The organism is Chryseobacterium sp. S0630 (genome assembly GCF_024158915.1).
Classification (GTDB): Bacteria; Bacteroidota; Bacteroidia; order Flavobacteriales; family Weeksellaceae; genus Chryseobacterium.
Genome location: NZ_JAMZGF010000068.1, coordinates 1 through 26030 on the forward strand (window position 1 = coordinate 1; position 26030 = coordinate 26030).

The 26030-nt window shown below is 36.4% G+C and carries 17 protein-coding genes; 10 read left to right on the top strand and 7 right to left on the bottom strand.

Going from position 1 to position 26030, the window contains the following annotated elements:
* Positions 1–596: 596 nt before the first annotated feature.
* The 7 genes from NK356_RS20980 to NK356_RS21010 form a co-directional block, all read right to left on the bottom strand.
* Positions 597–2579 carry a heavy metal translocating P-type ATPase gene (locus NK356_RS20980; protein ID WP_253317966.1) on the bottom strand — a complete coding sequence of 661 codons (1983 nt, stop codon included), beginning with the start codon at positions 2577–2579 and terminating at the stop codon, positions 597–599.
* Positions 2580–2624: 45 nt separating this feature from the next.
* On the bottom strand, positions 2625–3044 hold the full coding sequence (locus tag NK356_RS20985) for a Fur family transcriptional regulator (protein WP_034691375.1): 420 nt from the start codon (positions 3042–3044) through the stop codon (positions 2625–2627).
* A 17-nt stretch (positions 3045–3061) separates the two neighbouring features.
* Positions 3062–3958, bottom strand: a complete 897-nt coding sequence (locus NK356_RS20990) for a cation diffusion facilitator family transporter (RefSeq protein WP_253317967.1) — start codon at positions 3956–3958, stop codon at positions 3062–3064.
* A gap of 16 nt (positions 3959–3974) precedes the next feature.
* Positions 3975–4856, bottom strand: coding sequence for a bestrophin family protein (locus tag NK356_RS20995; protein ID WP_253317968.1), 882 nt, complete (start codon positions 4854–4856; stop codon positions 3975–3977).
* A gap of 131 nt (positions 4857–4987) precedes the next feature.
* Positions 4988–6217, bottom strand: a complete 1230-nt coding sequence (locus tag NK356_RS21000; RefSeq protein ID WP_253317969.1) for an efflux RND transporter periplasmic adaptor subunit — start codon at positions 6215–6217, stop codon at positions 4988–4990.
* A gap of 82 nt (positions 6218–6299) precedes the next feature.
* A complete protein-coding gene (locus tag NK356_RS21005; RefSeq protein ID WP_253317970.1) occupies positions 6300–10661 on the bottom strand; it encodes a CusA/CzcA family heavy metal efflux RND transporter in 4362 nt (1453 codons plus the stop codon).
* Positions 10662–10809: 148 nt separating this feature from the next.
* Positions 10810–11133, bottom strand: a complete 324-nt coding sequence (locus NK356_RS21010; RefSeq protein ID WP_253317971.1) for a DUF6660 family protein — start codon at positions 11131–11133, stop codon at positions 10810–10812.
* Positions 11134–11656: 523 nt separating this feature from the next.
* Here NK356_RS21010 and NK356_RS21015 point away from each other — a divergent pair.
* The 10 genes from NK356_RS21015 (at position 11657) to NK356_RS21060 (ending at position 25492) form a co-directional block, all read left to right on the top strand.
* The gene (locus NK356_RS21015) at positions 11657–12523 is read left to right on the top strand and encodes a cell wall anchor protein (protein ID WP_253317972.1); all 867 of its coding nucleotides are present in this window, start codon (positions 11657–11659) and stop codon (positions 12521–12523) included.
* A 6-nt stretch (positions 12524–12529) separates the two neighbouring features.
* Positions 12530–12997, top strand: coding sequence for a hypothetical protein (locus tag NK356_RS21020; RefSeq protein ID WP_253317973.1), 468 nt, complete (start codon positions 12530–12532; stop codon positions 12995–12997).
* A 6-nt stretch (positions 12998–13003) separates the two neighbouring features.
* Positions 13004–19564 (top strand): RHS repeat-associated core domain-containing protein, encoded by a 6561-nt coding sequence (locus NK356_RS21025; protein ID WP_253317974.1) that lies wholly within the window; start codon positions 13004–13006, stop codon positions 19562–19564.
* Positions 19564–20199, top strand: a complete 636-nt coding sequence (locus tag NK356_RS21030; RefSeq protein WP_253317975.1) for a 4Fe-4S dicluster domain-containing protein — start codon at positions 19564–19566, stop codon at positions 20197–20199. Before NK356_RS21025 ends, NK356_RS21030 begins: the two co-directional genes overlap by 1 nt.
* Before the next feature lie 82 nt (positions 20200–20281).
* Entirely contained in the window at positions 20282–21181 is a 900-nt protein-coding gene (locus NK356_RS21035) for a hypothetical protein (RefSeq protein WP_253317976.1), read from the top strand.
* Between the two features lie 3 nt (positions 21182–21184).
* Complete coding sequence (locus NK356_RS21040) at positions 21185–21742, top strand: hypothetical protein (protein ID WP_253317977.1); 558 nt, start codon at positions 21185–21187, stop codon at positions 21740–21742.
* Positions 21743–21886: 144 nt separating this feature from the next.
* Entirely contained in the window at positions 21887–23281 is a 1395-nt protein-coding gene (locus NK356_RS21045; RefSeq protein WP_253317978.1) for an RHS repeat-associated core domain-containing protein, read from the top strand.
* Positions 23278–23931 (top strand): hypothetical protein, encoded by a 654-nt coding sequence (locus NK356_RS21050; protein WP_253317979.1) that lies wholly within the window; start codon positions 23278–23280, stop codon positions 23929–23931. Before NK356_RS21045 ends, NK356_RS21050 begins: the two co-directional genes overlap by 4 nt.
* 56 nt (positions 23932–23987) lie before the next feature.
* Positions 23988–24905 carry a hypothetical protein gene (locus NK356_RS21055; protein ID WP_253317980.1) on the top strand — a complete coding sequence of 306 codons (918 nt, stop codon included), beginning with the start codon at positions 23988–23990 and terminating at the stop codon, positions 24903–24905.
* Positions 24902–25492, top strand: coding sequence for a hypothetical protein (locus NK356_RS21060; protein WP_253317981.1), 591 nt, complete (start codon positions 24902–24904; stop codon positions 25490–25492). The genes NK356_RS21055 and NK356_RS21060 overlap by 4 nt, the downstream gene beginning before the upstream one ends.
* The last annotated feature ends 538 nt before the right edge of the window (positions 25493–26030 follow it).

The following is a 26030-nucleotide window of genomic DNA, read 5'->3' on the forward strand; positions in this document are numbered from 1 at the left end:
ATCTTTGATTTTCTTGCGTCCTTAAAAGCAGCACAATTTTTATATTCATTGCGCCCCTCTGCGTTTCTCCAAAAAAAACTATTACCTTTTTAAAATTAAGTTTTGATATGTATGATGTTGGAAACGCAAAGAAGCAAGTTTTTTTCAATGTTTACTGTTTTAAGGCGCCAGGATTTTATCTCCGATAAAATTGAATACTCATTTGACTTATCTTTGCAGAGATTCCTACCGGAATGACAAACTGGGTGTATTAGTTTTATACTTGTTGTAATTGTCTAATTATCTGTCATAGTTTATACAGAAAGTAAAGGCAGCCCCTTTGTCACTCCGGTAGGAGTCTCGGCAGTATAAAGAACGCCATCATTTAGATTCCTGCGGAATGGACAAGCAACCTGATAATACTTCCTGTATAAATAATAAGTGATCGCTTTATCCCTAACAAAAATATCCACAATGTTTGCCACTCAGGAGTCTCAGCAGCCTAATATGAATTTCAATGATATCACTAATATAATATTTAATTAAAAACAAAAGCCCTACTGAAATTCAGCAGAGCTCTTATTGAATATAATTGAGTTGTGTTTATTATTTGCTTCTTAAAATTTCATTCTCTGAATTCTCACCGCATTTAAAATAGCCAACAGCGCTACTCCTACATCTGCAAACACAGCTTCCCACATGGTTGCCAATCCTCCGGCTCCCAGAACGAGAACAACCGCTTTTACGGCGAAGGCAAGAACAATATTCTGCCAAACGATCTTTTTAGTTTGTTTTCCGATGTTAATCGCCATCGGGATTTTACTTGGTTTATCATCCTGAATCACTACATCTGCAGTTTCAATGGTGGCATCACTTCCCAAACCTCCCATTGCAATTCCTACATCGCTTAAAGCTACTACAGGCGCATCATTCACTCCGTCTCCTACGAAAGCTACAGTCTGATTTCTGGCTTTGATTTCTTTCACCTTGTTTACTTTGTCTTCAGGCAACAGATCTCCGAATGCATTGTCAATACCCAGCTGATCTGCTACATATTTAACAACAGTACTTTTATCGCCGCTCAGCATGGTAGCCTTTACATTCATTTTATGCAGGTTGTCTACGGTCTGTTTTGCATCTTCTTTTATACTGTCTGCAATGGTGATATAGCCTGCAAACTTTTTATCATAAGCGACTGCAATCACCGTGTACACAATATTGGCGTGATTAAGATCATAAGGGATGCTGAACTTATCCATCAGCTTAAAATTCCCAACCAGAAGTTCTTTTCCGTTAACCGTGGCTTTCAGTCCATGGCCTGCAATTTCTTCTACATTTTCCAAAGGAATATTATGATTGATTTCTCCTACATAATTGTGAATTGCTGTTGCCACCGGATGGGTACTCTTACTTTCGAGAACATTAACCATCTGAAGAATTTCTTCTTTATTAAATTCAGGACTCATACTTACTTCCTGAACTTTGAATACACCTTCTGTCATGGTTCCTGTTTTATCCATCACCACATTCTGAATCTCTGCAATACTGTCCAGGAAATTACTTCCTTTGAATAATATTCCGTTTCGGCTTGCTGCCCCAATTCCTCCGAAGTATCCTAACGGAATTGAGATCACAAGGGCACAAGGACATGAAATTACAAGAAAGATCAATGCTCTGTACAGCCAGTCTCTGAACTGATAGTCGCTCACGAAGAAATACGGCAGTAAACAAATTCCAATAGCAAGAAATACAACGATAGGTGTATATACTTTCGCAAATTTTCTGATGAATAATTCTGTTGGGGCCTTTTGAGCCGTAGCATTCTGAACCAGTTCAAGAATTTTGCTCAGTTTACTGTCTTCATAAGCCGTATTTACTTTTACCAGAGCAATACTGTTCATATTGATCATTCCTGCAAGAACAACCTCGCCTTTATTTTTGGTATCGGGTTTACTTTCACCTGTTAAAGCTGCGGTATTGAATGAAGCGGAATCTGAAAGCAATTCCCCATCCAGTGCCAGTTTTTCGCCTGGTTTCAGCTGAATGATGTCTCCAATTTTAGCTTCTTTAGCTTTCATGGTCTTAGGCTGATTATTTTCCATAATCGTTACCTCATCAGGACGCTGATCCAATAATGCTTTTATATTTCCTTTGGCTCTGGTCACCGCCATAGACTGAAATACTTCTCCTACGGCGTAAAACAACATTACTGCTACACCTTCAGGATATTCTCCGATGGCAAAAGCACCAATGGTTGCGATACTCATCAGAAAGAATTCTGAGAATACATCTCCTTTGATGATACTTTTATAGGCATCTTTCAATACCGGAAATCCTACAGGAATATATGCTGCAAGGAACCAGACTAAACGCACCCAGCCTGTAAACCATGAGGGTTTTATATAGTTGTCAAAGGCAATTCCTAATAATAAAATGATAAAGGATATAATGGCCGGCAGAAACATCTGAAAGACCGTCTGATCTCCGGAGTCGTGAGAATGATCATGCCCGTCATGGGCATGCCCATCTCCTTCTGCGTGATTATGTTTGTGTCCTTTTGTATCTGGTTTTTCGGGGGTTGTACTACAGCATTTTTCCATAACTGAATATTTTTATACAAATGTAAAGATGAGACTGATGCAATGCTATTGCAAACTTTCAAGACAGTTTTCGCAGATTCCTTTGGCAAACAATCTTATTTCATCAATCCTGAAATTGGTCTGGATATTTTCAGGGAAGGAAATATCTTCTTTGCAGGTGGTTTGCTTACAAATCTTACAATAGAAATGCAGATGCCAGTCTTTGTGTGTTTTTTCATCACAGTCATCTTCACAGAGTTTGTATTTCGTGGTTGTATTTTCCTGAATGCTGTGAACAATTCCTTTTTCTTCAAAGGTTTTCAATGTCCTGTAGATGGTGATTCTGTCAGCATTTTCAAAATGATTTTCTATTTCAGAAAGGGATAAAGCCGCTTCCTGAGAACTTAAGAAATCATATACCAAAATCCTCATACTGGTAGGTTTGGTATTTTTATCAATGAGTTTGTGTTCTATATCTTTTTTCATTGTACGCTTTTAAATTGTTACAGATGGACTTCATTTTCTTCATAGCCTTCCTCTTCGATCTGAAAAGTGGTATGACTGATTTTAAAATTAGCTATCGTTGTATCTGTCAATACTTTTAATAATTGATTCTGAGAATATCCTGCATCTTTTACTACATGGGCGCTCATAGCATTAACACTGGATGTCAGTGACCACACGTGCAGATCATGAACATCTTTCACGCCAGATGTTTTCTCCAATGATTGGCGAAGGGCATGAATATCCACATCTTTAGGGGTGCCTTCCAGCAGAACATTAATGGCTTCTTTCAATAGTCTCCATGTTCTTGGGAAGATCAGAAGTCCTATTGCTGCTGAAATCAACGGATCGGCATAGTACCAGCCTGTCGTCAGCATAATTACTCCGGCTATCATCACTCCTACAGAGGTAAGCATATCTGAAAGGACTTCAAAATAGGCACCTTTCATATTGAGACTGCCCTCTGAGTCTTTTCTGAGAATCATCATTCCGACAATATTGACGATCAATCCGATTCCAGCTACAATCAGCATTGATTTACTTTGTACTTCAGGCGGGTTCTGAAAACGCTGATAGGCTTCAAACAAAACATAAATCGAAATGGCCAGTAAAACTACTGCATTGATGACCGCCGCTAATATTTCTGTTCTGTAGTAACCAAATGTTCTGGAAGGATCTGCTTTTCTTTCTCCTATTTTGATGGCAATAAATGCCAGTAACAATCCTACAACGTCTGTCAGCATATGAGCTGCATCGGCCAACAACGCAAGACTGTTGGTAATTATTCCTCCTATTACCTCAGCAATGAGATAGGTTCCGCTAAGGCAGAGAACAATCAGGAGGTTCTTTTTATGTCTGCTTCCTGCAGAAGCTGTTTGTGTTGGTGTACTTTCCATATTGTGTATGGTTTAATTACATTTCATAATAAGATGTATTTTCTTTTTTAGGAGGAACATTCTGCTCACCGATCATCTGTCTGATATTGATCTCGATGGTCTGTGCCAGAGAAGTCATCGGAGTATCTACAGGTCCATTTTCAAACGGATCCTGCATGATGATGGATGTTTTTTCAATGGCAATGAATGTAACCGGAACCAGAAAAGTGATCGCAATTTCTACTACCAACTGTGAATCATCAAGCCCAAACGGAAGGATAGCTGCAAAAACATAGATCAGAATATGAACTAAAACACTGTAAGAACGTGGAAAAACTGTATTCTTCAGTCTTTCACATTTTCCCATACTGTCGCATAATCTTGTGATGATATCGTTCAGCTGCATCTGCTGAAAATCCGTCAGACCTTTGGAAGTTGCAATTTCTTTCAGCTGTCTGGAGTGTTCGTCCAGAATTGCATTAGGAATATTGGCAGCTTTGATCTGCTGTAGATCCAAATACTGCTGAACTTTTTCAGAAAATGGCAGTTTTCTCAATGATTCTCCAAGTGCGTAGGTCCAGATGATCTGTCTTTCTGCAAAATCTTTTACTGTTTTGTCATCACCTACCGGCATAAACTGAATAATCAACCTTACAAAAGTTCTGGAATCGTTTACAATAGCCCCCCAAACTGTTCTGGCTTCCCACCATCTTTCATAAGATTGGGAAGTACGGAATGCAAGCAGCAATGATACGGCTGTACCCAACAATGCCGGAATATTCAAAGGCAGAGAGATCTTGCGAAACCAAGGTAATTCGTCTAAAAGACCAATAGCAATGGCAAATATTCCGATGAACAGAATTTGGGTTTTTATTTCACGGATGAAATACCAGACTGATATTTTTTTGTTTAATAACATAATCGGGTTATTTATTAAAATTCGGTGAGATCATTTTCACTTTTCCAGCCGTTTTCATTCAATAAAAAATTACGTAAACAGCTCTAATTTAAGGATTAAAATCGACATTTTACTGGTTCCGGCTACTTTCATTAATGTTCGTGTTCTCCGGAATTCACCAGTTTTGCATTCACGAAAAATGCTCCTTTCACTACTATTTTTGCATTGTCAGGAATATTTCCTACCGGAGTTATCGCGGTATATCCCATATCAGAAGTTCCTTTTACCACTTCAATTTTCTCAAAGTTTAAGGTTTTCGGATGAGGTTTCCCTTTTTCTTCGTGTTCTTCTTCCACTTTTTTATCGGTCTGAACAAATACAAAATATTTCCCGTCTGCTTCTACAATGGCTTCTGTAGGAACTGCAGGAGTTGTGCTTTTATCAAGACTTACAATTCCGGTGATATTCATTCCGTCAATCAGTCCGGATTTGTTTCCAATTACTTCGCAATGCATAGAGATGGTTTTGCTTTCGTTTTCAAAAGAAGATCCTATGCTGTAAATTCTTGCATCGTATTCGGTTTCCGGATTGTTGGTCAGTTTAAAATGAACAATCTGCCCTACTCTCATTTTAGGAAGATCTTTTTCAAATACCTGAAGATCGAGGTGAATGGAACCGTTATCAATCACCGTTGCAACGGGAGAGGAAATATCCACATAACTTCCGATCTGTGCAGTGATACTGCTGATTGTTCCGCTGATAGGGGCTGTGATCACCAAACCGGATTTCATATTTCCGTTGCTTACCTTTCCCGGGCTTATTCCCATCATCTGGAGCTGTTTCAACAGGGAAGCTCTTTTTGTTCTTAATGTTTTCAGCTCAGCATCCGCGCTCTGAAGATTTTTCTTAGCACCTGCATCATTATCAAAAAGCTCTCTTTGTCTTCTGTATTCCTGTTCTGCATAAGTAATTCTGCTATTGGTAGTCAGATAATCTTCCTGAAGCTGGATATATTCCGGATTGGCAATGGTGGCAATAACCTGTCCTTTCTTTACGATACTTCCAACCTGAATATTGATGGTTTTGATGATTCCTCCGTACAGGGAAGTGATCGTTGCTTTATTGCTGTTGGGTACACTCAACAAACCGTTGGCTTTTATCGTGGATGTCAACTCTTTCATTTCTACATTTCCTAAAGCCACTCCTACAGACTTCATCTGCTCTTCTGTAAGGGAAGCTATTGTTTGTGGAGCTTCTTCGTGAGCCTGTTCTTTCTGTTCTGTTTTTTCAGGAGCATTTTCTTCCGAAGCTTCTTTTTTTCCACAGCTTGTTAATAAGATTGAGATCAGGACGAGAGGGATGATATTATATTTGAGTTTCATAAGTAAAAATGTATTTTGTCTGATGCTGTATGCCTTCATTTTCATTGATCCGGCAGAAATTTTTATGAACAGCGATTTCATATTATTTGTTTATAATGGAGTTAATAGTAACTACAGATTGGTTCACCTGCTGGATGGATTCCAGATATTTCAACTGGATATTTGTGGCCGTCTGCAGGGCAAAAAGATATTCTACATAGGAAATTTCTCCTGTTTTATATCCTAGCTGAGCTGCTTTTACAATTTTCTCTGCGTTAGGCAATGCCTGGCTTGTATAGTAGTCATACTGCTGTAAATCCTGCTGATACTGACTGAAGGCGTTTTCCAACTGAGCAGAAAGCTGTTTCTGCTGCATTTTAGCATTGGTTTCGGCGACTTGTTTTTCATATTCCAACGCCTGGATTCTTGCTTTCGTAGCCCCAAATGTTAATGGAATGGCTACGCCTACTGTTGCCGACTGAAAACGTTTTCCTGAGTTATAAAAATTCTCCTGTCCGTTGATGGTATGAAGGCCTATCAAAGACTGGTTGGTATATCCTAAACTAAAATCCGGCAGCCCAAGGGACTTTTCAACTTTCTTGTTTTTTTCGGCAATCTCCATTTCCTGATAAAAAGCTTTCACCGTAGGATTGTTAGCAACCACAGTACTATCGAGTACATTTTCTGCTTTTAAAGGAGCATAATCTTTGTTAAACGGAACTTCAAGATCTTCTGACGTATTCATCAGCGTTTTTAAATTCTTGTAAGCGTTATTCAAAAAAACTTCATTTTGTCTGAGCAGCAGATCAATTTCTCCTTTTTGGGTTTCTGCAGTACTGATTTCGATCTTTTTGATATCACCTGCTTTGAATCTTACGGTTGCTATTCTGATAAACTCTTCATAATATTTATCCAGACTGGTCAGTTGGGCTTTATTATACTGAAGATATTCAATCTGATAATAGTAAGTACGCACCTGCTTTATCAGTTCATTGGCTGTAATTTCCTTATCAATCTGTTTGCTTTTAATATTCTCATTAATTAAATCTTTTCTTGCTTTAAACAATGTTGGAAAAGGAATGCTTTGTGAGATCGCAAACGACTGGTCAAACTTCGGACTGTTGTATTGTCCAAGCTGAGCTTCAAAGCTTAATTTAGGGAGTTCTTTTGCAGTTGCCCTTAATGCTTCAGCAGATTTAATACTTAAATCTTTTGACTGCAGGGTTAAATTATTGGTCACTGCCTGCTCTACCGCCTGTTCTACCGAAATTGGTCTGGACTGTGCATTAAAAGTCTGTCCCAGCATCATGAATCCTACAACCAAAACGGCAGTAATGATTCCCTTATTATTATTTTTTCTTTTCAAAATCTTTGTGTTAAAAATGATATACAGCATTGGCAAAACGAATAGTGTTAGGAATGTTGCTGTTACCAGGCCTCCAATCACTACTGTAGCCAAAGGTTTCTGTACTTCAGCTCCGGCTCCGGTGGAAATAGCCATGGGTAAAAATCCTAGTGATGCTACGGTAGCCGTCATCAGTACAGGTCTTAATCTGGTTTTCGTACCTTCAAATACTCTTTTCAGAATATCGGTTTCTCCTTCTTTTTCTAACTGATTAAATGTTCCGATCAAAACAATTCCGTTAAGAACTGCTACTCCAAAAAGGGCAATAAATCCAATTCCGGCACTGATACTGAAAGGCATATCTCTTACTAAAAGTGCAAAGACACCACCGATCGCACTCATAGGAATCGCTGTAAAAATCAGTGCAGCCTGTTTGAATGAGCGGAAGGTAAAATACAAGAGCATAAAAATAAGAAGCAATGATACCGGAACTGCAATCATCAGACGTTTGCTTGCTTCCTGAAGATTTTCAAACTGACCTCCGTAGGTAAAGTAGTATCCGGAAGGAAGTTTTACTTTATTCAGTTTTGCCTGAATATCTTTCACCACACTTTCCACATCACGGTCTTTTACATTAAACCCAATAACAATTCTACGTTTTCCCTGCTCACGACTGATCTGTGCCGGTCCTAATTTATAGCTAATATTTGCCACCTGCGATAGTGGAATCTGAGCTCCGGTAGCGGAAGTAATCATCAAGTTATTCACATCTGAAATATCTGTTCTGTGAAGACTATCCAGACGGACAACCAGATCAAAACGTCTTTCATTTTCAAAAACCTGTCCGGCAGCTTTTCCTGCAAAGGCTGTACTTACTGCATTGTTGACATCTTCGATATTCAATCCATAATTGGCAATTCTGGTTCTGTCATACTGAACATTGATCTGTGGAAGACCACTCACTCTTTCAATCTGAGGTGCTGTAGCTCCATCTACGGTCTGAATAATTTTTCCTACTTTATCCGCATACACCGCCAAAGAATCAAGATTTTCACCAAAGATTTTCACCGCCACATCCTGTCTGATTCCTGTCATCAGTTCATTGAAACGCATCTGAATAGGCTGGTTTTTCTCAAAAAATACCCCAGGAATAGTTTCCAGTTTTTCACTGATCTCATCAGCGAGTTCATTGTAGGATTTTTTGGTTTTCCATTCGCTTTGTGGTTTTAATACGACGATCATATCGGTTGCTTCAGGTGGCATCGGATCTGTAGGAACCTCAGCGGAACCGGTTTTACCAACGACCATTTTCACCTCATCAAACTGTTTGATCAATCTCGAGGCCTGCATGGAGGTTTCTATACTCTGACTGAGTGAGCTTCCCTGTGGTAAAATACAGTGGAAGGCAAAATCTCCCTCCTGCAGTTGAGGAATAAATTCACCACCCATATTTTTAAAAATAAAAGCGGAGATCAGAAAAACAACAGCTGTTGCAGAAACAATGATATACTTTACTTTTATGGCTTTCTGTAATAATGGCTGATATACTTTTTGAAGGCGGTTCATCATTTTATCCGAGAAGGTTTCTTTGTGTGAAATTTTCTTAGATAAAAACAACGCGCTCATCATTGGAATATAAGTCAAGGACAGAATCAATGCTCCCAGAATAGCGAATCCTACGGTTTTAGCCATTGGAGTAAACATTTTTCCTTCCACGCCTGCCAGAGTAAGAATCGGGATGTATACGATAAGGATGATAATTTCTCCGAAAGCCGCACTGCTTCTGATCTTTGAGGCAGAAAGGAATACTTCTTCATCCATTTCAGACTGTGTCAAAGCACGGGTAGATTTTCGTACTCCCAAATGATGCAAGGTTGCTTCTACAATAATCACAGCACCATCTACAATCAACCCGAAGTCTATCGCTCCAAGGCTCATCAGATTGGCACTTACTCCGAAAACATTCATCATTCCCAATGCAAACAGTAAGGAAAGCGGAATGGCTGAGGCTACGATAAGTCCGGCTCTCAGATTTCCCAGGAAAATTACAAGAACGAAAATAACGATCAGCGCTCCTTCGATGAGGTTTTTCTGTACAGTATTGATGGCTCTGTCTACAAGGTCTGTTCTGTCCAAAAATGGCTCTATTACAACATCATCAGGAAGAGATTTCTGAATGGTCGGAATTTTTGCTTTGATATTGCTGACCACCTCATTACTGTTGGCTCCTTTCAGCATCATTACGACTCCACCTACGGCATCTACTTTCCCGTCATAGGTTAACGCTCCGTAACGAACGGCACTTCCTAAACGAACATCGGCAACGTCTTTTATAAAAATCGGAACGCTTCCTGTTTCATTTTTAACCGCAATGTTTTTGATGTCTTCCAAAGAGGTCACCAAGCCAATTCCACGAATAAAATAGGCGTTGGGCTTTTTATCAATATAAGCTCCCCCCGTATTCTGATTGTTTTTTTCAAGGGCTGTAAATATTTCGGTAATACTTGTTCCCATTGCTTTTAAACGATTGGGATCAATAGCCACTTCATATTGTTTTAATTCTCCTCCGAAACTGTTGATTTCCGCAACTCCCGGTGTTCCGTTCAGCTGTCTTCGAACGATCCAGTCCTGCATGGTGCGGAGTTCTTTGGCATTGTATTTCTTTTCGCTTCCTTTTTTAGGGTGAAGAATATACTGATAGACTTCTCCAAGACCTGTACTTACGGGAGCCAGCTCGGGAGTTCCTACACCTTTGGGAATTTCTTCTACTGCATTTTTCAGCTGTTCATTAATGAGCTGTCTGGCAAAGTACACATCTACATTTTCTTTGAACACTACGGTAATTACAGAAAGTCCGAATCTTGAAATACTTCTTGTTTCCTGAATATCGGGAACATTGGCAATACTCTGTTCAATAGGAAAGGTAACCAGCTGTTCTACTTCCTGTCCTGCCAGCGTAGGACATACGGTAATGATCTGCACCTGATTGTTGGTAATATCCGGCACAGCATCTATAGGTAATCTGGTGGCACTCCACGTTCCCCAGATGATCAGCACCAAAGTCATCAAAGCAATGATCACCTTGTTTTTGATACTGAATTTTATGATTTTATCTAACACGATTGATATTTAATTTTTATTGAAAAGTGAATGCACACAGTATAAAATACTGCAGCAAAAATATCCTGAAAACCTCTGCAATGGTATTGCAAAGTTTCAAGCACAGTTTAAAATCAGAAAGCATAGGCTTTCTAAAAGTCAATAAAAATTAAATTTTAGGAGGCTGCCAGATTGGGTCGTAAACCTGGTAAGCAAAGTCGTTTTTGTAGAACAGGATCTTCTTTGAAAAGTAAGCAGGAATCTGCTCAGGAATCTCCAATAAAGGATCCATTTTAAATGCTGAAACAGTTATCTGACAACAGCTGCATGCACACAGTGGAGAACAGATATCTCCTTTTTCTGTGGAATGAACTCCATGAATGCTTAATGAGATCTTATTATCTCCTGAATTCAGCGGATGGGACGTGTCTTCACATGGCATCAGTGATAGCGCCATGAAATAAATTGCCAGTATCCATCTTAAGAGGTTCATTGTTACAAAGGTAGAGATTTTTTCTTAAGTGGAAACCTTTCTCTATATAACTGGCTCATTAAAAATATAGTTTTAAATCCAGTTTATTGGATAGAATAAATTTTCAGCTTAAAAAGAAGTATAAACGATAGAGGATTTTATTTTTGTATTCAAACTGTAATTCAGACAGATACACAAATTACAACACCCTAATCTCATTTAAAAAAAACTATAAAACGTTTATTTTTTTGTACATCATTAGTCTGTTTCAGAAACTTTTAGAGAGATATTCGTAATTACGAAAAGTTACTTTGAATCCCAATAAAATATAAATAGTTTTGGGATAGAAAACACAAAATGAAAATAAGTTATCCAAGCATTTAACAAAACTAAAATTACTCAGTTTCGCTGATCAAATCAGGTTTTATAAGAAGGACCGATCTTTCATAGCATTGTAAATAATAGTAATGGCAGGAGTACTTTTTTGATTTTTCAATAGAAAAAATATTTATTTAAAACATAAACACTTAATAAAAAAACACAGATGAAAACACAATTATTTTCGATGGCACTATTAGTGTCATCATTTACATTTGCTCAAAGCTGGAATATTACAGGAAATTCAGGAACAAATTCATCCAACAACTTTATTGGGACTACGGATAATCAACCTTTGGTTCTGAGGTCTAATAATATTGAGAGACTCCGAATTAAGACTAATGGAAATGTTGGAATAGGAGCTACGAATCCTGATGCTAAATTGCATGTAGCTCAGGAGAATACCAATAGTCAAAATTTGGTTGTAGGAAAGTTTACCTCTTTCGGACCAACTGGTGGTAGCGCTATGATTAGTTTAGGATATCACACTACTGCCAATCTTGAATTAAATTCTACGTATACAGGTATTGGATTCAGATATGGAAGTTATGGAGATTTTAATATTGAAAATGACTTTCAGTCCCCAATTTATGGAGCGATTAATTTTATTGCAAACAAGAAAGTACAACTTGCCATTAAACCCAATGGAAATGCTTTATTACAGGGAAAATTTGAAGCCAAAGAAGTAAAAGTAACATTAACTCCAACTGCTGATTTTGTATTTGATGAAAAATACGATCTCCCAAAATTAGAAGAAGTTGAAAAACACATCAAAGAGAAAAAACACCTCCCCGAAATTGCTTCTGCTAAAGTAATGGAAAAAGAGGGTGTGAATGTGGGTGAATTCCAGATCAAACTATTACAAAAAATAGAAGAACTTACATTGTACTCAATTGATCAGAATAAACAAATAAAACAACAGGCAGAACAGCTAAAACATCTTAAGGATGAAAATGAGATTTTAAAAACCCAATCTGCAAAAATTGAAAAGCTTGAGCAACAGGTTCAGCAACTCTTATCAACACAAAAATAATCACAAATGAAAAGAAAATTATTCTCACTATCATCCCTGATGATAGGATTCTTCGGCTTTTCCCAAACCGAAGTTTATTTCAAATATGACGAAGCCGGAAACCAGAGATACAGAGGAATTGATGCTGCTGGTAAAAAGGCTGAAGAGATTGTTTCAAAAGAATCAAAAGTAGCAGCTGTTACCAGACAAGCTCCTGTTATTGATGAAAAAACATTCATGAAACAAATACGCCTCTACCCCGTTCCTGTTAATGATTATCTTACCATAGACTGGACAGAAGAAGTAGATGGACTCATAGAATCTGTTTCATTGTATCAGCACAGTACGGTTCATTGGAAATTTCAACAACAGAATATCCCAGACTTAAACCGCCAGGTTAAGATCAATATGACGGGTTATGACTGGGGAGTGTATGTTGTGCGCTTTACCTTAAAAGACGGCAGAATTTTCAGTAAAAACATCACCAAACGATAGATAACCATGAAACTTTACGATAAGAAAATACAAGTATTTTCATCATTCATACTGTCATTATGGTCAGTAATGGGATTTTCACAGACCATACTGTACCAGACAGAGAGTACCTCAAGAACGGTTCAGGATCCACAAACAGTGGTGATGGCACCAGGATTTCGTGCGTCTTCCAGCTCATCGAATCCATTTATAGCTAAAATAGGACCTGCGACAGAAAATCCCGGCGGAGGACCCACTGACTCAAATGCGGGAGCTAATAATCCCTATGGAACAACAGCTCCGGATGGGAAAAGTTTTCATGACACCAAAGGAAATATTGAGGTCAATGGAGCTGGGCAATTGCAGTTTACTTTACCTATTGCTTTACCTCCAGGGGTGAAAAGTGTTGCCCCACAAATTAATTTAGTGTATACAAGTGGTTCACCTAACGGAATAGCAGGCTATGGCTGGAATATTTCAGGTGTTACTTCTATTTCCAGAGTTGGAAAAAATATTGATAAAGATGGAGAAGTAAAAGGAATACAATTGGATTATTCCGATTATTATAGTTTTAATGGTCAGAGATTGATATTAAAATCTGGAGAATATGGTAAAGACGGTGCAGAATATGTGACTGAGAAATATTCTAATATCAAAATAAAATCTGTTGGATCTGTAACCGGGCAAACATGGCAAGGTCCTGAATACTGGGAAGTTACTTTTGAGGATGGTTCTCAGGCTTGGTATGGAGGAACGACTTCAGGGCTTAGTAGCGCCAGGACACCAATTGAATATAATATTGCGAAATGGAAAGACAGTAAAGGTAATTATATCACGTATGATTATTTACAAACAGGAGTTTCAAATGTAGCTATTATTTCAAGTATCCAATGGGGAGGAAATGAGACGTTAAATAAACCTCATTTTAACAAAATAGATTTTACCTATATTAATAGAAGCTTAGCTGAGGATTCTTATGTAGGAGGGGTTCGCTTCCTACAAACTCGTTTATTATCTGAAATTAAAGTCAACTCAAATGGAAACCCATTTAAACGATATGCAGTTAATTATATAAAAAACGGAACGAATTATGAAATCGTTGATAAAATAACTGAGTATAATAGTGATAACAATGCTGCCAACCCTGCCGCTTTTACTTATCCAACTCCTACACAACCTGCTTTAGAGTTTTCAAACAATAATGTGGAGAGTTTTGAGAATGTAAAGCTGACCGGTGATTTTAACGGTGATGGATATTTGGATTTTTCCCTGAATAATGGTGTAGTGAAGCTTGGAGGACTCAATAATACCTTTACTGATATTTCTACAGGTAAAACCTTTAATACAGAGGCTAAAGTAGTTAATACATTGTTAGATGAAGAAGGTCAGATTCATAATGGGAATGGGATTGTTCAATATGAAAATGGCAAAGTAACAGGTTATATATTCAGGAATAATACTTTTGTAAAAGTATTTGAAAAGTTAATATCACCAACAGTATGTACAGTATGTGATGCTACTTTGAATGAAGGTGATATTAATGGAGATGGGATATCTGATGTTATCCTTAATTTAACAAGCTCTGGTTCAGCCAATGGGTTTACTGATAAATTTATCATAGACCTGAAAAACTCAAACAATCTTGTCTCTACATATTCCAAAGAGAGTGGCTGGTATGAAAGTTTTTATACAAATCAAAAGTATCTGGATATAGATGGGGACAGGAAAGTAGATATTATTGATGTCTCCAATACCGCCTATACAGTATTTGAGTTTATAAAAACGGCTCCTAACCAGTATCTTAAAAAGATAAAATATACAGGTAATTTAGCTGAAACAAAAGCACCGGAATCTCCTGTGTTGTTTGGAGATTATAATGGAGATGGAAACCTTGACTTTACAATCCCTACCACAGATACTCAGGAAAAAGACAACTGGAGGTTTTATATGGGCACAGGAAAAGGGTTTTCCAATATCTTAAAAACAGACTTTTTGAAATATAGAAAGCCCGATGATTATCAAAATAGCAACTATCCAACTTTCAATATTTACAGGAATTTTTACACTACTTCAGATATTAACAGAGACGGTAAGTCTGATATTGTGCACATCAACTCCTTTAACAAAGCAGGAGTGGTAAATTCAAGCGGAGTGATACTTAACAGATACTTTGGTTATACTATTGCCGCTTGTACCGCTAATGGAGCTATGGCAAATGGCAGCCCTGATTTCTATACCAGTTATAATTATGGAGGATATAATTATGTAACCGGTAATGGTGAATTTGCTATATTCTCTCCAATCACTTCACAGGTAAAAGTAAACAATAACTATTATGATGTATTACTATTCTGGAAAGAAAGGATGCATAAGCTTAAATCTCCCTCACCTGTCGGAAAACTGTCTCAAGTACAAACGATTACCCAAGGTGACATTATTACCTCAGCGGATTATCAGGAAGTGATTCCCAATAATCCGGTACTTCCTAATTTCTATCAAAAAGTAAAAAAAGAATATTACCCTTATTTTTCTTTAAGCAGAGCAGACCAGTCCTACGCTATATCTCAGCTTAGACAGGAAGGAAGAAAACAGGATTTCCGATACAGAGGAATGACAGGGCATTTACAGGGTAAAGGGATGATGGGTTATCATCAAACTGCCCGCAGCTCATGGTATGCTGATGGTTTTGAAAATACAAAAATCTGGTCGGGAATTGAGATTGATCCTCTTTTTGATGGAGTTCCGGTAAAGGAATGGAGCATCAGGACTACCAATGAAAACAATATTTTCCCGGCAGATATTTCTGAGAACAACTCCCTGTTATTAAGTTTTAAATCAACGGTATATGAGGCTTATAAATTATTAAACGGACAGGTGGTAAGTGCTGTCGTTTCTGATACCGATAAACCTAAGATTGTTACCGCTACTGTTGCAAAAAGTACTAAAATAAAGGATTTTCTCACTGGAACAATAACAAACAGCTCTATTATTTATGGAGATTATTATCTTCCGAAACAGACAGTAACCAATGTAAATAATGGTTATGCTGTAACCACTTCTGATTTTGAATACATTCATAATATATCAGCAGCAGGTTCTGATTATTTTGCAGGACGTCCAAAGTCAAAGATTGATGTAGTACAAGCATATGGCGACACTAAATCTGCCAAAGAAGAATATACGTATGAAAATAACCTGTTAAAAACATTAAAAACCTGGAATCGGGATAATACAGGATATTTACTTGAAACATACAATTATGACGGCTTCGGAAATCTTACCCAAAAGACAATAAGCAATAGTACTGATTCTCAAACCCAAACTACCACAAATGAATATGATTCTAAAGGAAGATTTGTTGTAAAGAAAACGGATAATCTAGGATTAGAGACGCTCATTACCTACAACAATTGGGGACAGATTTTAACGCAAACCGATCCGTTAGGAAATACACTCATTAATACCTACGATGGCTGGGGGAAATTATTGACCTCTAAAACTAATCTTGGAGGTACAACAACCTATCAGTATAACAGACATAACAATTCCAATATCACTGTTACACAATATAATCCGGATGGAGGTATTTCAAAAAAATATACGAATAAGCTAGGACAGGAGTATAAAGTTTCTACCAAAGCATTTGGTCAGGGGCAATATATTTCTCAGGAAACTCAATATGATGTACTGGGAAGAAAGACCAAGGAGTCTGAGCCTTACTTTGAAGGGCAAACTGCCAATATGTGGAATACCATTGCTTATGATGATACGGTTTTTCCTGCTAAAGTAACAGCAGCCTCATTCAATGGCAAACAAATGGAGACTTCTATTTCCGGTTTAACAACAACTGTAAAGGAACTTAATGGTTATGGCAGAACGACTTCAAAAACCAGCGATGTCTTAGGTAATACAGCCTCTTCTACAGACAAAGGTGGAACAATTCAGTTTAGTTATAATGCCGCAGGTGAACAGATAAAAGCACAATATGCTGAAAATATTGTGACCACTAAGTATGATTCCTGGGGTAGAAAAGCAGAGTTTAATGATCCGTCAAATGGTATTTACAAATATGAATACGATGGGCTTGGCCAGCCGAAAAAAACAACCAGTCCAAAAGGGACCAAAGAATTTACTTATAATAATTTAGGCCAGCTTATTTCTCAGATAGAAATTTCAACAACAGACGGAGGACAGGCAACCAATAAACTGATTTCATATTCATACGATAATAAAGGTAGAATTATTTCTAAATCAGGAACATCTAAAGGAAAAGCCTATAGCTCTAATGTAGCATATGATCCACAGGGGAGACTCTTATCTTCATCCGAAAGCAGTAATGGTAAATACTTTATCCACAAAGGAATTACTTATGATGATAAAGCAAGAGTAACCTCTTATGAAAAGCAACTCTATTCTTCCGGTGTCCTTACTAAAGTTCAGATTGAGAATGTGTACAGCGCATGGAGCGGTGAACTGTATCAGATTAAAAATCGCCTCACGGGCACCGTGTTGTGGGAGCTTAAAGAAACCAATGCCAAAGGACAGGTACTAAAAGCTAAACTGGGAGCTGCAGATATTAACAATACGTATGGCACCAATGGTTTTCTCACAAATGTTAATCATTCTTCACAGATAAAACCAGGTATCCTGCAAATTTCTTATTCATTCGATGCTATCAAAAATGAATTGAAAAGCAGAACAACAGGAGGAGATTTTAACATTAACGAGTCTTTTGATTATGATGATAATAATCGTTTGGTGAACTGGACGAATCCTGTAACAGGAATCAAACCAACAGCGAACAGAAACGTCTATGATGTTAAAGGAAGAATTACCCAAAATGATCAGGTAGGAACAATCAAGTTTGAAAATGCTGCTAAGATTTATCAGGCAACGGGAATGACCCTTAATGCCGACGGAGAACAGAATTATAATAATGATTTAATACAAAGCATCACCTATAATGAGAACAATGACCCGGTATTCATTGATGGAATAAAAGGTGATGCAGCCTTCCAGTATGGCTTAACTTCAATGAGACAGAGAGTAACCTATGGAGGTAATTTCAATACCGATGGAGAAGGTAAGTTTACTAAATTTTACAGTGAGGATGGCAGCTATGAAGTAGTAAAAGATAATATAACCGGAAAGGAAAAACATCTTATTTATATTGGAGGTAATCCCTATGACTCAAATATTGTATATTTAAAAAACTTTACGGAGAATAGTGGTTCTTACAAATTTTTGCATAAAGATTATATTGGAAGCGTCTTAGCGATCAGTGATGAAGCCGGAAACAAATTGGAGCAGAGACATTTCGATGCATGGGGTAATTTCACCCATCTTCAGATTGGAAACGGGGCTATTATCACTGACCAAAATGTCATCCTGAGCCTGTCGAAGGATCTTGTTATAGATCGCGGATATACCAGCCATGAGCATTTTGCAGAGATAGGAATTATTCATATGAATGGAAGATTGTATGATCCTTTACTGAGAAGATTCTTGAATGCTGATGAGAATATTCAGGATCCTTACAATACCCAAAACTATAACAAGTATGGGTATGTATTGAATAATCCTCTGATGTTTAATGATCCAAGTGGAGAGTTTTGGATTGCCGGATTCTTTTTAACTTATTTAGCACCAGTAATTTGGGGAGTAGCAGTAGGAACACTTATCAGTGCAGGGATGTATGCGATACAGGCACTGGTCATGAATAGCTGGTCATGGAACGGTTTTGCCAATGCCCTTCTAATGGGTGCAGTCACAGGAGGAGTCTCCGGGGGATTGGGGCAAGTCTTCAGTGCCAGTGGTTTCTGGGGGTCTGTAGGAAGAAGTGCTTTCGTAGGAGCAGGAACAGGAGGTGTAACAGCTTTACTTACTGGACAGAATTTCCTTGAAGGAGTAATAAAAGGTGCGGTAATTAGTGGTGCTGTTGCAGGAATAACTTGGGCATTAAATAAATTTTATAATTCTTATGAATATCAAATTAATGAAATGCTTGTTGATGATAATAATACCTTAAATGGTGCAACAAAAGCTGAATTTAACCTAGATACAGTAAAAAAGGTTGCTGACAGCCGATACAAAAATCAATTCATAAGAGGAAGTTGGCATCTAGTCGATGAAACAAGTGATCTGAGTTCATATCTACGAGAGAAAGGTTATAGTTTTGACAAAAGTTCAGGTTTAATTGATGGACCGAGAGGAAGAGCATTTGGTCTGACTGAAACTCTTACCCATAAGGGAAAGCTTGTTTATCAAAGAATATATCTTCCAACAGGAACATTCGTTAGCTTAGAACAATTAGATCTGACTATGGGACATGAAGTCTTCCATTCAATTTTAAATAATGCCAGGCTTTTTGATGATTATACACTATCTGCGACTAATCAGAGAGCATCAGCTCATGAATATTATACTTCGAGGTGGGAAGAGCAGTACGTGAAATTCCGAAAATGGCAAAAGTTAAATTTAAGCATGGAGGGATTTAATACTGACGCATTTTATGATAAATCTTTAGAAGGGCTTATGAATAAGATAAAACCTATTTTTAATAATTATTTAAAAAGTACATTAAAATAATGAATTACAGATTTCTTTTAATTTGTTTTATATTTCTTCTTTCTTGTGAAGACAAACGAAAAGATATACTCTATTTAAAGTATATAAAGGAAAATCAACAGATACACCTTCAATTAAAAAACAACACAGGTACTGATATTATATTTTTGGTTCCCAATTCCTTGGAATTTAGTGATAGGAAATATAAAAGTTATTCTACACGAGGAAGCCGAGAAGAATACTATCCAATGAATGTCTATGCTGTAATAAACCAAGAACAATCTTCAAAAAAATATCAGAGAAAACTAGATAGCGTCCGCAATGCATATCTAGTTGAAATTGGTAATGAAAATTTTCTAGGGGATGAAAGGCCTGGCGATGGGCATACTGTTTTATTTTTAAAAAACAATGATGTTATAAATGTAAAATATAATTTATTTATAAAATCTGTAAAAAACTTATCTCAGAGCATTTATTCATCAAAATTTAAACAAAATTATTATCCTTATAACAAAGTATTAAAAGGAGTTTATCCTGAAGGGGAATATTTAAGAAGGTTTTCAAAACTTAATTTTGGTAAAGCAAAGTTTGTAGCCCAACCCGTAATAGAAGACAGTTTAGTTTTAAAGCTTTCAAAAAAAGATATAACGAATTAAATTTTTTATTGGATTATAGTAAGATTTTTTCGCTGAATGTTTCGGTGATTATGGGTAATAGTAGAAACGCTGATCAGTGTGTTTGTGTAAGTATGCTATACAGCCATTGATAATCAACAGCTGGTCATGGAACGGTTTTGCCAATGCCCTTCTAATGGGAGCAGTCACAGGAGGAGTCTCCGGTGGATTAGGACAGGTTTTCAGTGCCAGTGGTTTCTGGGGATCTGTTGGAAGCAGTGCTTTTGTAGGAGCAGGAACAGGAGGCGTAACAGCTTTACTTACTGGACAAAATTTCCTTGAAGGGGTACTAAAAGGTGCTGTGATTGGAGGAGGTGTAGCGGTAGTTAGCTGGGGAATTGACAAAATGGTAACTGCAGCTAATATTACAAAAGGAAATCATGAATATAGAATATCTGATAGTCCAATTAATGATTCAGCAAATTCAACAGATAATTTAAAATATTCATATGGTACTGTACATGAATTTCAAGAAGCTTATGGAGGATTGGGAAATTATGGTGTGGAGAATGTATACCTTAAAGCTCCCGAAGGATATGGCATTGCACAAAACGGAGGCTTCTATGAAAAATCTTGGTGGGAAAATTTATGGGGAATGGATAGAGAAATTACTAAAGGAGAGGTTCTTGGGGTAACTACACCTGCAAATGATATCTATCTTTCAAAAAGAGCATTTGCCTCCAAATCGTTGTTTGTTGACTCAATAACTCATGAGGTAGGGCATGTAGTTTTAAATAACTCCAAGTACGAATTATTAGCAAGGGTAGCTACCGTAAATATGGGCAAATATTCTAGCTATCTTGATAATTGGGGCCATGTTTCTATAAGAAAAATGTCAGTGGAATTATTTAATAAAAATTCATGGCTACCTTCACCATGGGAAATGCCTGCATATCTTTTTAATAATTCTAAGGAAGAATTAGATAAATTACTTTTACCATTAATAAAATCTTTTAAATTTTAAATTATGAAAAAAATTATAATATTACTATCTATTTTCCTCATATACTCTTGCAAAACATTTTCAAAGAAAGACATAATAGTATACCCTTCTATTAACAAAAAGGATTCTTTACTCGTTATAAACATTGAAAATAATACAGACTTAGACTTAATGATAGAGTATCCTTTATTAAATAATTTTTTTTATGAAGATGAACTCGAAGCAAGTACACCGGAAGTATTATATATGCAAAAATCGTTTGATTTATTAAAAAACGATTTAGATGTAAGGCTAAATAGAGATTTAAAGTGTAAAAAGATACAGGATATGATGAAAATAAAAGAGAATTCAATACCTAAATTTATAAAGAAAAAAAGTCAAAAAAAATATTACCTTAAAATAAGAAGATATAGAAAGGGTGAAACTATTGTATTTAAAGATGATGACTTTGACTTTATATTCAATTTACTAAATGATGATCAAAAAAATGCAATATCTAATATTAAGAATCAAAATTGTGGAGGTTATACATATTTTACTGGAAGTATAAAATTTTACCCTGATAAAATTATTTTACCTTAATAGATTGGGTTATGTTTCAAATATATTGGTTTGCTTTAAACAAGACCTAGCTGAGAAGTATTTCATCAAAACAGGCAATTTAAAAATGATTGTCTGTTTTATTTTCACTAGTAAAAAGCTCTTAAATGATAGTTAAAATTTTTGATGAGAAATGGTTCTTATGAATTTTTGCATAAAGATTATATCGGAAGTATCCTGGCGATCAGTGATGAAGCCGGAAACAAATTGGAGCAAAGGCATTTCGATGCATGGGGAAATTTCACTCATCTTCAGATTGGAAACGGAGCTATCATCACTGACCAAAATGTCATCCTGAGCCTGTCGAAGGATCTTGTTATAGATTGCGGATATACCAGCCATGAGCATTTTGCAGAGATAGGAATTATTCATATGAATGGTAGATTGTATGATCCTTTACTGAGAAGATTCTTAAATGCAGATGAGAATATTCAGGAGCCCTACAATACCCAAAACTATAACAAGTATGGGTATGTATTGAATAATCCTCTGATGTTTAATGATCCGAGTGGAGAGTTTTGGGTTGCCGGATTCTTTTTAACTTATTTAGCACCAATAATTTGGGGAGTAGCAGTAGGAACACTTATCAGTGCAGGGATGTATGCAATACAATCATTGGTAATGAACAGCTGGTCATGGAATGGTTTTGCAAATGCCCTTCTAATGGGAGCAGTCACAGGAGGAGTCTCCGGTGGATTAGGACAGGTTTTCAGTGCCAGTGGTTTCTGGGGATCTGTTGGAAGCAGTGCTTTTGTAGGAGCAGGAACAGGAGGCGTAACAGCTTTACTTACTGGACAAAATTTCCTTGAAGGAGTACTAAAAGGAGCTGTCATTGGTGGTGCTATTGCAGGAATGTCTTATTTTGGCGCTAAATTCTTTACAAGCCCAGTATTTAGTGAACTTACCAAAGCGGAATATGATGCTCGTGGAATATCTGATTCAGGAGAAGCGCTGAATCCATCTGTAGATACATTAAGAAAAATGTATAAAGATACTGGATGGAGTGAAATGAATACGGGTGCAAAACAGTTTTATGCAGATCATGTATCTGGTGGTTATACCAAAAGAGGGGACTTATACATTAACCCTAAGGGCGAAGAAGTAATAGCCTATACCAGACGAAATTTTTGGAGGAATAACACTTCAAGTATATCCTTCTCAAAATATGCCTTTGGTTCTAAAATTAAACTTGGCTCTGTCATGATGCATGAATTAGCACATTCAACAATAAATTTAGACGATTCATTAACTAGATTATTGCAATATAAATATGAACGAAATGGCAAAATAGATTATGCACCAGAAATGCTAGATCCTTTTGCTGGAAATCCGAAAATTAGTATTGAACATGGAGCGATATGGGGGATTGAGAGAGATTTCTTAAAGCTAAATGGATTAAAATCTTTACCAGGATACGATCATGCATCATGGGGTGCATATTTCAATTTATACTTTTCAGAGGGAAAGCAATTTCAGAATGTATATGAAGCAATTAAACACTTACCTATAAAAATAAAATGATGAAAAATTTAATTTTGATCATAAGTATAACATTTTTAATAAGTTGTAACAAAAATATAGAAAAAGAAGAGGGAATTTCTATTAAAATTTTAAATTATAATAAAGTAGATTCTGTAAATTCATATTGCTCCCTTTCTTTTGAAAATAATAGCTTTAAGAATTATATATTACCAAGCAGTGGTAGAATATACTTAGTATCCACAAAAAACGGTATTGTCTCTTATGATGATAAAGCAAAGATTGAAGGGAAGATAGTCAGCTCTGATTTTGTGGATTACGCAGGTGGGGCTAATAGTGATGAAAGCGTTAAAGTACAACAACTAATTAATAGCTATTTTGAAGAGATATCACCATCAAATATTGATCCAGATAAAATTTGGAACAATAATTTTGAAGGTTTTGTACATTCTTTGTTATTCTTACCTAAAAAAAGTAAGCAAAAGGTGACAGTATGGTTTCATGCATTTGATATAAACGAACATACCTTAACTAATAAAAAATCAAGGGTATCTATAAATTCAGATGTACTAGAACCTCAACATTCTCTCCACTTCCAAAAAATTGACTCACTTGTCAAAGCATACAATTTAGATTATCAGCCATATACAAAATCTCCGTATTTAAAAGATTCATTGTTCATTAATAAATAAATTGAACAAAAAAATAACTTGGGGGAGCATTAGTAGGAACTCTTATCAGTGCAGGGATGTATGCAATACAGGCACTGGTCATGAATAGCTGGTCATGGAATGGTTTTGCTAATGCCCTGTTAATGGGTGCGGTCACAGGAGCAGTTTCTGGTGGACTGGGACAGGTCTTCAGTGCCAGTGGTTTCTGGGGGTCTGTAGGAAGCAGTGCTTTTGTAGGAGCAGGAACAGGCGGAGTTACTGCATTAATTAACGGTGATAATTTCTTAAAAGGATTGATAACTGGGGCTGTAATTGGAGGTGCTGTAGCAGCAATATCTTATTATGGCGCTAAATTCTTTTCAACACCTAACGACTATCAAGGTCAGACAGTAGATGTGTTAGATACCGAATCTGAAAGAATTTATGGGACTCCTGTTGAGCATAGTTCGGATCAAGTTTTAAAAGTTATAAATAAAGAATATAAAGGAGCATTACCTACTAATTCGAGTGTCCTTGCATTACATAATGCAGATGATCTCCCTCAATATTTGAAAGATAACGGATATACCTTTGATGGCATGGTTCTGAGAAACGGAGATAAACAAGAAGTTCTAGCAACTACAACCCCATTCTATAAAAATAAATATATGCGATACGTCTTTGCTCCCAATGTGTCAAGATCTTACCAGCAGTTAGTAAAAACTACAGGACACGAGCTATTACATGGAACCTTTTTCTCAAAAGGCATAGGCTCATTTGATATGGTGATTCCAAATTGGGGAATTACAGCATTCCCTGATGAATTGACAAACCACCATGGGGTAATCTCTGTATGGGAAGATAAGTTTTTGAAGTATAAAGGATGGCAAAATCTCCCAATTAATAAATTACCTCTAATTAATTTGGACAGATTAATGCCTGCATCTCCCGGGCATATATTTCAAAAAGACTTGATGCTTAAAATTATGAACAACTTTTTTAATAAATCCAAATGAAAAAATATATAATGATATTCTTATTGATTTTTTTATTCTCCTGTTCAAAGAAACAGGAAGTAAGAAAGGATACCGTTACATTGGAATATAAATACAATTTGAATAAAAAAGAATATAATTTAATATTTTCAAATAAGACGAATGAAAATTTAACCATTTTAGTACCTAATGAGCTAGCTTTTGTTTTATATTACAAGACAGATGAAGAAGACACAAAGAATATATTGGAAAATGTTGAAAGAGTAATTTATTGTCATATCAAAAATCGCCCTCCTTCAAAATCTGCTATGATTCTAAAAAAAAGCTATTTTAGTTATTTTCATGAAAATGATTCAAAATATGAATTTACTGCTGTTGATTTAAAATGTAACGAGAAAAAAGAAATTTCATATGATATTCTGTTGAATAAAAAGACCAATTTAGGGCATGGAAATTTATATAAACAGTATATTCCCAAAATGAGGGATTTATTAAATCAGAAATATTTCGTAGGTGTCATTAATCAATATTTAGAATTTAATGAACATAGCTATAAATTATATTTAGATGATTTTGAAGTCAGAGACAGTCTGATTATAAAGCCTTAATATTTAACACTTCTCAAATTCCTGTATTAATTGATGCAGGAATTTGTACAATTCACAATAGATTTAATCGATTCAGTACTAGATTAATACAATATATGAACAAAATACCAAAACAGATTATGCGCCAGAAGTTCTTGTATTTTTTGGAGGGAATCCAAAACAAATATTGAACATAGAGCTATATGGGGGATTGAGAGAAATTTCTTGAAACTAAAAGGGCTAAAATCTGTACTAGGATATGATCATTCATCGTGGGGGTGCATATTTCAATTTATACCCTCGCTCCCGCACGAATCCCTTCGTGTGTATTTATATACTGTACACTGGTTAGATATATTAATTCAGAATGATAAAGATTGTCGTTAGAAATGTAAAAGATTCTTTAAAAACAAAAGTTTTTAGGAATTCAAGCTGATGTATTATAGTTTTTAATCACACGAAAGGATTCGTGCGGGAGCGGGGATGGTTTTTGCGTATATGGAAAATATTTATTCCTCCCGTAAAATAGAAAAGGCGATGCGGGAAAATGTTTTGTTCA

Bases quoted from the DNA above. Each gene is read 5' to 3' on its own strand.
- NK356_RS21050 (WP_253317979.1), top strand. From the start codon at position 23,278: ATGATGAAAAATTTAATTTTGATCATAAGTATAACATTTTTAATAAGT.
- NK356_RS21030 (WP_253317975.1), top strand. From the start codon at position 19,564: ATGAATTACAGATTTCTTTTAATTTGTTTTATATTTCTTCTTTCTTGT.
- NK356_RS21060 (WP_253317981.1), top strand. From the start codon at position 24,902: ATGAAAAAATATATAATGATATTCTTATTGATTTTTTTATTCTCCTGT.
- NK356_RS21015 (WP_253317972.1), top strand. From the start codon at position 11,657: ATGAAAACACAATTATTTTCGATGGCACTATTAGTGTCATCATTTACA.
- NK356_RS21000 (WP_253317969.1), bottom strand. From the start codon at position 6,217: ATGAAACTCAAATATAATATCATCCCTCTCGTCCTGATCTCAATCTTA.
- NK356_RS21055 (WP_253317980.1), top strand. From the start codon at position 23,988: ATGTATGCAATACAGGCACTGGTCATGAATAGCTGGTCATGGAATGGT.
- NK356_RS21025 (WP_253317974.1), top strand. From the start codon at position 13,004: ATGAAACTTTACGATAAGAAAATACAAGTATTTTCATCATTCATACTG.
- NK356_RS21020 (WP_253317973.1), top strand. From the start codon at position 12,530: ATGAAAAGAAAATTATTCTCACTATCATCCCTGATGATAGGATTCTTC.
- NK356_RS21010 (WP_253317971.1), bottom strand. From the start codon at position 11,133: ATGAACCTCTTAAGATGGATACTGGCAATTTATTTCATGGCGCTATCA.
- NK356_RS20980 (WP_253317966.1), bottom strand. From the start codon at position 2,579: ATGGAAAAATGCTGTAGTACAACCCCCGAAAAACCAGATACAAAAGGA.
- NK356_RS20995 (WP_253317968.1), bottom strand. From the start codon at position 4,856: ATGTTATTAAACAAAAAAATATCAGTCTGGTATTTCATCCGTGAAATA.
- NK356_RS21040 (WP_253317977.1), top strand. From the start codon at position 21,185: ATGAAAAAAATTATAATATTACTATCTATTTTCCTCATATACTCTTGC.
- NK356_RS20990 (WP_253317967.1), bottom strand. From the start codon at position 3,958: ATGGAAAGTACACCAACACAAACAGCTTCTGCAGGAAGCAGACATAAA.
- NK356_RS20985 (WP_034691375.1), bottom strand. From the start codon at position 3,044: ATGAAAAAAGATATAGAACACAAACTCATTGATAAAAATACCAAACCT.
- NK356_RS21045 (WP_253317978.1), top strand. From the start codon at position 21,887: ATGAGAAATGGTTCTTATGAATTTTTGCATAAAGATTATATCGGAAGT.